Source organism: Nonomuraea sp. MG754425, from assembly GCF_021699195.1.
Taxonomy (GTDB): domain Bacteria; phylum Actinomycetota; class Actinomycetes; order Streptosporangiales; family Streptosporangiaceae; genus Nonomuraea.
In genome coordinates, this window is record NZ_SSXE01000358.1 from 1 (window position 1) to 7,798 (window position 7,798).

The window sequence follows — 7,798 nt, forward strand, 5'->3', positions numbered from 1 at the left end:
TTCGTACAGGCCGGCGAGGATCTTGGCGAGGGTGGTCTTGCCGGAGCCGTTCTCGCCGACGAAGGCGACGATCTCGCCGCGTTTGATCTCGACGGACACCCCGCGCAGGGCGGGGGTGCCGGCGCCCGGGTAGCTGAAGGTCACCTCCGAGGCCGTGACGCACGCGAAGCCCTCGGGGACATCGCCGGGGCGCGGGCCGGTCAGCCGGCGTTCCGCCGCGGCGCAGAAGTCGAGGAAGTCGGTGAAGTACAGGCCCTGCTCGTAGAGGCGGTTGGTGGCGTACATGAAGGTGCCGAGCGAGGTCTGGCCCGAACGGATGGCCAGGACGGCGGCGCCGGCCACCGCCAGGGGGATCGCCGCGACCGCGAGCAGGACGCCGAGCGCGACATAGACGAGCGCCGTGCCGAGCCCGCCGAGCACCTCGCCGACGAGCTTGGCCATGGTCTGCCGCCTGGCCAGCGTCAGCAGGACGTCCTGCTCGGCCGTGGCCACCGCGTCGTACACGCGCAGCAGGAAGCCGCGCATCGTGAACGAGCGCACCTCGGCCGCGGACACCCGCTCGGCCAGCAGGTCACCGATGATCCACTTGCGGCGGCGGGCCGGGATGAGGGCGTACATGGTGGAGTACTGCATCCGCGCGGTGCGCACCGCGGCCCAGGCGTCGGGCAGCACGGCCAGCAGGAGCAACGGGAGCAGCACCGGGTGCAGCACGCCGAGCACGCCCGCGGCGGCCACGATGCCGACGGCGGCGCTGACCACGTCGACGGCCGAGCCGACCACGGAGTCGGCCACGGACACGCCCTGGGTTCTGGCTCGTTCCATCGAGTCGTGGAAGTCGGGGTCGTCGTAGGCGGCGAGCTCCACCTGGCTGGTCAGGCCGTAGAGGCGGGCCTCGGTGACCCTGGCGATCTGCGGGGTGAGCCGCGACTGCGCCCAGCCCGCGCCCGCCTGCGTCACCGCGCGCAGCACCGCCGCGCCACCGACCAGGGCGAGGCTGGGCAGGGCCGCCATGACCCGGCCGGGGGTCGGGCCCGCGCTGAACAGCGCGGTGAGCACCCCGGTGGTGGCCAGCAGGCCGAACGCGGTGAACACGCCGCCGAGCAGGCTGAGCCCGATCGCGGCGACGGCGTCGCGCGGGCCGGCCTGCCAGGCCATGCGCATCGCCTGACCGGTGAGCGACGGCAGCCTTCCGGCGATGGTCAGGAAGCCGACCTCCGCCATCTTGTCGGTGTGGGCGTACCAGGTGGAGAAGGAGATCTCGCCGAGTTCGAGTGGCTCGTTCTGCATACAGGCAGTGTGCATGCGAACACCGAGAGTTTCCGGAGGTCTGGTCGGGGCCCGCAGGTGTAACTTTCACCGCCTGTTGACGGCCGATTTGAACGTTGTAATACTCCCCCTCCGAACGGCCGCCGAACGCGCCTTCTTCCCGCGATGAAAGCCCAGGTCAGCGGCTTGGCGGCCGATGAATCGATTCAGCCCTCCGGATCCCCGACCCCCAGGAGCGGAGCATGCTAAGCAGCAAGCCCAGAACGTCCGGCCTCGTGGCCTGGCTCACCGCGATCGTGCTCGTGGCGGCCCCGCTGCCCGCCGCCGCCACCCAGACCGCCGCCGGGACCGCCGCGCTCGCGTGCGGCGACGGCTCGTACCAGGCCGAGGCCGTGCTCAGCGGCAGCACCTGGACCGCGCGCAACGGCGGCACGACCGTCTACACCGGGACCAGCATGTTGGCCGCCATGCAGGCCGCCGTCGGCAGCCTCACCGCCGGCCGCACGTCGAAGCAGCGGGTCGTCGTGCGCGGCTCGGGCTCGATGAGCGCCGGCTCGCGGCTCTCCCTGCCGAGCTACACCGTCCTGGACGTCTGCGGCACCGTGAACGTGACCGGCTCGGGCTCCGGCGACCAGGCCGTCGTGTACGCCAGAGGCGTGACGGACGTCGAGGTCCAGCACCTGAACGTCACCGGCGCCCCGCTGTACGGCATCTTCGTGCGCAACGGCGTCAACATCACGCTCGGCCAGATCGACCTGCGCCTGTCGAGCGGCCTGGGCATCCGCGTCGACAACCACGGCGACCGCAGCGTGCGCACCAGGAACGTGCGCATCGACAACGTCTACGTCTCGGGCACCAGCGCCCACGGCGTGGAGACGTACGGGCTGGACGGCCTGACCATCGGCACCGTCACGGCCAGGAACACCGGCGAGTCCGGCCTGCTGCTGAACGACACCCTCAACGCCACCGTGGACACGGTGGACGCGCAGAACGCCGGCACCGGCACCGGTTACGCCGCCTTCCGGATGGCCAACAGGAACGGCCGGATCGGCAACGCCTATCCCACCAACATCCGCGTCAACCAGGTCATCGCGCGCGGCGGCGGGCGCGGCGTCTTCTGCGTCTCGGAGAGCGGCGGCGCGGTGATCAACCGGGTGGACATCGCGCAGACCGGCAACAACGCGATCCTCATCGAGAACTGCTACAACGTCACCATCGCCGCCCAGAGCGGCACGGTCACAGGACCGGGCGACATCCGGCTCGCGGCGCGCACCGAGTTCCCCGTCACCTCCGACATCGTCATCCAGAACCTCACGGTGACGAACTCCGCCATCACCGAGAATCCGTGCGGCGTCAACACCACCTTCCGCAACAACACGCTGGTCAACAGCCGGCAGACGATCTGCTGAGTGGCCATACCACCGTGATAGGGGCAATCTGATACGTCTCCGGGAGGCAGGGGTGCGCATACCGTCACAACACCCCCAACTCCCGGAGGAGGATCCGTGTCAAGACCCCTTCGCTTCATCCTCTCCGCCCTGATCAGCGTGGCGTTCCTGCTGGTCACCGCCCCCGCTCAGGCCACCGCCCTGGTCACGGTGGTCAGGTACGACACCAGCCGCGCCGCCGAGTTCGCCACCACGATCGACCAGGCGGCGGCGGTCTGGAACGCCAACGTCGCCAACGTCCGGCTGGTCAAGGGAACGCCCGCCAACTTCGTCGTGATCGCCGACAACGGCTGGCCCCGGGCGCTGCCCACCAGCCTGGGCCGGGGCACGGTCTGGATGGGCCGGCAGGCCGTGGACCAGGGCTACTACCCGCTGCGCATCGCCACCCACGAGATCGGCCACATCCTGGGCCTGCCCGACCGGCGCACCGGCCTCTGCTCCGACCTGATGTCGGGGTCGAGCGCCCCCGTGAGCTGCACGAACGCCACCCCGAGCGCCGCCGAGCGGGCCGAGGTGAACGGGAACTTCGCCGGCGCCACGCCGCTGGTCGAGTTCGGCAGGGTGCACTCGGAGCGGTGACGCGAGCGTCCGGGCCGCCCACGGGGCGGCCCGGACGTCCGTCAGAGGCAGGTGTAGCCGGACGGCAGGGCGGTGTTCCCGTCCGGGCGTCCGGCCTGGAAGCCGAACGAGGTGCTCGCGCCCGCCGCCAGCGACCCGTTGTGCGCGGCGTTGCGGGCGGTGACGGTCTGGCCGGAGACGGTGAGGACCGCGTTCCACGAGCCGGTGACGGTGTGGCCGGCCGGCAGGGTGAAGGTGACGGTCCAGCCGGTCCGCGCCGCGCCGCCGGTGTTGGCGACGGTCGCCTGGACGACGTACCCGCTGCCCCACTGGCTCTGCGTGGACGGGGTCACCGAGCAGCCGCCGCCCGTGCCGCCCCCCGTGGTGGTCACCGTGACCGTGCCGGAGCGTGGTGAGCGGTTGCCGGCCGCGTCCTTGGCGTACACGGCGAACGTGTACGAGGTGGCGGGCGTGAGGCCGGTCACGGAGGCCGAGGCGGTGGCGGAGGCGGCCGTCACCGTCTCGGCCGTGCCCTGTAAGCGCACCACGTCGTAGCCGGTCACGCCCACGTCGTCGGTGGCGGCGGGCCAGGTCAGGGTGGCGGAGGAGGAGGTGACGGCGGAGGCGACGGGCGTGCCGGGCGCGGTGACGGCCCCGAACAGCACGTCCGCCACGCCCTGCCCCTCGGTGCCCGGCAACCAGGCGGCCACGAGCGCGTTCCAGCCGGGCAGTTGGGCGGCGATGTCCAGCGGGCGGCCGGAGACGAGCACCACGACGACCGGCACGCCGGAGGCGCGCAGGGTGGCGATGGTGTTCAGGTCGGCGGTGTCCAGGCCGAGGCCGCCGGGGCGGTCGCCCTGGGTCTCCGCGTACGGGGTCTCGCCGACGACGGCCACGGCCACCCGGTACGAGCTGTCGATGCCGCTGCCGTCGCGACTGTAGGTGACGCTCGCGCCGGAGCCGACGGTGTTCCTGATGCCCTGCAAAATCGTGGTGCCGGTCGTGATGTTGCCCGACGAGCCCTGCCAGGAGATCGTCCAGCCGCCGCTCTGGTTGCCGATGTCGTCGGCGCTCTTGCCGGCCACGAAGATCTTGCCGCCGGTCCTGGCGAGGGGCAGCAGGCCGCCCGCGTTCTTGAGCACGACCTGCGACCTGGCGACGGCCTCGCGGGCCAGCGCCCGGTGCGCCGCGCCGCCGACGCCGGCGGTGTACGACCGGTCCGTGAGCGGCTTCTCGAACAGGCCGAGCTCGAACTTCTTGGTCAGGACGCGGCGTACCGCGTCGTCCACGCGCGCCGTCGTGACCCGGCCGGCCTGCACCTCGGCCCGCAGCAGGTCGATGAAGCGGCGCCACTCGACGGGCACCATGACCATGTCGACGCCGGCGTTCACGGCGGTGCGGACGTCCTGCGCGGAGGTGCCCTGGACGCCGTCGATCTGGTCGATGCCGTTCCAGTCGGAGACCACGAACCCGTCGAAGCCGAGTTCGCCCTTGAGCACCGTGGTGATCAGGTGCTGGTGGCCGTGCAGCTTCGTGCCGTTCCAACTGCTGAAGGAGATCATCACCGAGCCGACGCCGCGCTCGACGGCCGCCTCGAACGGCGGCAGGTGGATCGCCCGCAGGTCGGCCTCGGAGAGCTGGGTGTCGCCCTGGTCGACGCCGCCCGTGGTGCCGCCGTCGCCGACGTAGTGCTTGGCGGTGGCCAGCACGGAGGCGGGCCCGCCGAGCGTCGTGCCCTGCAGGCCGGTGATGATCGAGGCCATCGAGGAGGGCAGGTCGGGGGTCTCGCCGAACGACTCGTACGTGCGGCCCCACCGGTCGTTGCGGGCCACGCACAGGCAGGGGGCGAAGTTCCAGTCGATGCCGGTGCCGGAGACCTCCTCCGCCACGGCCCGCCCGATCCGCTGGACCAGGTCGGGGTCACGGGTGGCGCCGAGGCCGATGTTGTGCGGGAAGATCGTGGCCCCGAAGACGTTGTTGTGGCCGTGCACGGCGTCCACGCCGTAGATCATGGGGATGCCGAGCGGCGTGGCCAGGGCGGCGTTCTGGTACCTGTCGTACATGTCGGCCCAGCCCGTGGCCGTGTTCGGCGACGGCGCGGAGCCCCCGCCGGACAACACCGAGCCGAGCCGGTACGTGGTGACGTCGGCCTCGCCGACCGAGCCGCGCTCGGCCTGGGTCATCTGGCCGAGCTTCTCGTCCAGCGACATGCGGGACATGAGGTCGGCGACCCGGGTGGGAACGGGGAGGGTGGGGTCCTGGTAGGGGAAGGCGGCCGGCCCGGCCGACGCCGTGGCGGGGGGACCGGCGACCAGGCTCGCGGCGACGAGCATCAGCGCGGCGGCCCTGCTCGTCCATCTTCTGCTCGGGTTGCTCATGCAGGCTGCTCCGCGCTCGGCTCGGAAAGGGGGATTTGGGAGCGCTCCCAAATCCCACTCTAGGTTGATTTACCGGAGTTTCCCGGCCCGGTCGCCGTGCTGGGCCGCGACGACCCGGACACCAGCGAAAACGGTGTGCGATCGGGTGAAACTTTCACCGCCGCTTTGCCGGCGTCCGGCCGCCGGTGGCGGACGCCGGCCCGGCACCGGCAGGGCATGTACAGGTCATCACTCGATCAATGCCCTGAAGTCGGCCCCGCCGGCCGGGCCAAGGCTGGATATCGTCCCCGATGTCCGACCCAGCACGACCGGCCTCGGGGGTCCTCATGTCAGGTGGATGGACACGACGCGACGTCCTGCGCACCGCCGCCGGGACCGCGCTGATCGGCGGCCTGTGCACCGCGCTGCCGCCGGGCCGGGCCGAGGCCGCCGCCCGGTACGCGGAACTGCGGGCACGCTGGCGCACCCTGCTGCTCGGCCACGGCTTCGACCGGGAGGCCGAGCCCTACCGGACCCGGCTGGCGAAGCTGGGCCGCGCGGCCGCCCGCCACGCGGAGTCGATGAGCCCGGAGCAGGGCTCCCTCTGGCCCGAACTGCGCTACGCCAACGATCGCGGCGGGGCCAGGCATAGCGGCGCGCAGGCGGTCCCGGCCGGCTCCGGGCCCGACGCCTGGCCCGACACCTGGCCCGACACCTGGCACGACGCCGCCGACGCGGACCCCGGAGAGCCCGCCCGGCACGACGGCACGGGCGCGCGGTCGCGGGCCGCCGCCCGCAGCGCCCTGGCCGAGGCCGGGCCCGGGACACTGTCGGCCGGCGTCTACCGGAGCTTCACCAGGCTGAGAACGATGGCGGAGGCGTACGCCCAGCCCGGCACCGGCGTGAGCGGCGACGACAAGCTGTCCGGGGCCGTGCTGACGGGCCTGGACCACCTGCTCGCCGACGTCTACCACCCGGGCACCACCCCGTACGGGAACTGGTGGCACTGGCGGATCGGCGCCCCGCAGGCGCTGCTGGACGCGGCGCTGCTGCTGTCGGAGCGGCTGACCCGGCGCAGGACGGCCACCTGCTGCGCGGCGGTGGACGCGTTCGCGCCGGAGTCGGCGGTGGCCCGCTACGAGGGCGACAGCACCGGCGCGAACCGGGTCGACCTGTGCCGGGTGCTGGTGCTGCGCGGGGCGCTCGGGGAGGAGGAGCCGCGGATCCAGGTCGCCAGGGACGCGCTGACCCCGGTCTTCGCCCCGGTCACCACGGGCGACGGCTTCTACGCCGACGGCTCCTTCATCCAGCACGGCTGCGTCCCGTACGTCGGCGGGTACGGCGCGGTGCTGTTCGGCGGGGTCGCGCTGCTGGGGGCGCTGCTGCGCGGGACGGCGTGGGACCTGGACGGGCCGGAGCTGCGGGCCTTCCTCGGCATGGTGGACGAGGCGATGGCGCCGTTCCTCTACAACGGCCTCATCATGGACAACGTGGCCGGGCGCGGCATCAGCCGCGACTCGCTGGACGACCACCTGCGCGCCCAGGACGTGCTCGCCTCGATCGCGCTGCTGGCGGAGGTGGCCGGCGAGGAGCGCGCGGCGGCCTGGCGGGCCATGGTGAAGGGCCGGCTGGCACGCGGCCGGCCGGTGGGCGAGAACACGTCGCTGGACGTCGCCCGCACGGCCCGCCTCCTTGCGGTGACCGGGGCGAAGGAGCCGGCGGCGGCCGAGCCGGTGGAGCACCGGCTGTTCCCCGCGATGGACCGTGCGGTCCACCGGCGGCCCGGCTGGGCGGCCTCGGTGAGCATGGCGTCGCGGCGGGTGGCCCACTACGAGTACGGCAACGGGGAGAACGCGCGGGGCTGGCACACGGGGGCCGGGTGGTTGTCGTGGTGGGGCGACGGGTTCGGCGCGGGCCAGTACGCGGACGCGTTCTGGGCGACCGCGGACCCGTACCGGCTGCCGGGGACCACCGTGTCCACCAAGCGACTGGCGGACGGGGAGGGCGGCGACTGGGCGCGCCCCCGGCCGGACGCGAGCTGGGTGGGCGGCGCGACGGACGGCGAGTTCGCCGCGGTGGGACAGGACCTGCGGGGGCTGGGCAGCACGCTGACGGCCAGGAAGGCGTGGTTCTTCCTGGACGACTGCGTGGTGTGCCTGGGGGCGGGCA

Annotated in this window: 5 protein-coding genes; 3 read left to right on the plus strand and 2 right to left on the minus strand. The window is 72.9% G+C overall.

Annotated features, from left to right (window positions below; genetic code table 11):
- Positions 1-1,287 (minus strand): ATP-binding cassette domain-containing protein (locus tag FAF44_RS52285; protein WP_237110966.1); only part of this gene is annotated, 1,287 nt, incomplete at its 3' end.
- A 221-nt stretch (positions 1,288-1,508) separates the two neighbouring features.
- Here FAF44_RS52285 and FAF44_RS52290 point away from each other — a divergent pair.
- Together FAF44_RS52290 and FAF44_RS52295 are read left to right on the plus strand one after the other, a co-directional pair.
- A complete protein-coding gene (locus tag FAF44_RS52290) occupies positions 1,509-2,675 on the plus strand; it encodes a hypothetical protein (protein WP_237110967.1) in 1,167 nt (388 codons plus the stop codon).
- A gap of 96 nt (positions 2,676-2,771) precedes the next feature.
- Positions 2,772-3,293 carry a snapalysin family zinc-dependent metalloprotease gene (locus tag FAF44_RS52295; protein ID WP_237110968.1) on the plus strand — a complete coding sequence of 174 codons (522 nt, stop codon included), beginning with the start codon at positions 2,772-2,774 and terminating at the stop codon, positions 3,291-3,293.
- Between the two features lie 41 nt (positions 3,294-3,334).
- Here FAF44_RS52295 and FAF44_RS52300 read toward each other — a convergent pair whose 3' ends face one another.
- The gene (locus tag FAF44_RS52300) at positions 3,335-5,650 is read right to left on the minus strand and encodes a glycoside hydrolase family 3 N-terminal domain-containing protein (RefSeq protein WP_237110969.1); all 2,316 of its coding nucleotides are present in this window, start codon (positions 5,648-5,650) and stop codon (positions 3,335-3,337) included.
- 326 nt (positions 5,651-5,976) lie between these two features.
- Here FAF44_RS52300 and FAF44_RS52305 point away from each other — a divergent pair.
- Positions 5,977-7,798: polysaccharide lyase 8 family protein (locus tag FAF44_RS52305; RefSeq protein ID WP_237110970.1), on the plus strand; the 1,822-nt coding region annotated here is incomplete at its 3' end.

Bases quoted from the DNA above. Each gene is read 5' to 3' on its own strand.
- FAF44_RS52290 (WP_237110967.1), top strand. From the start codon at position 1,509: ATGCTAAGCAGCAAGCCCAGAACGTCCGGCCTCGTGGCCTGGCTCACC.
- FAF44_RS52300 (WP_237110969.1), bottom strand. From the start codon at position 5,650: ATGAGCAACCCGAGCAGAAGATGGACGAGCAGGGCCGCCGCGCTGATG.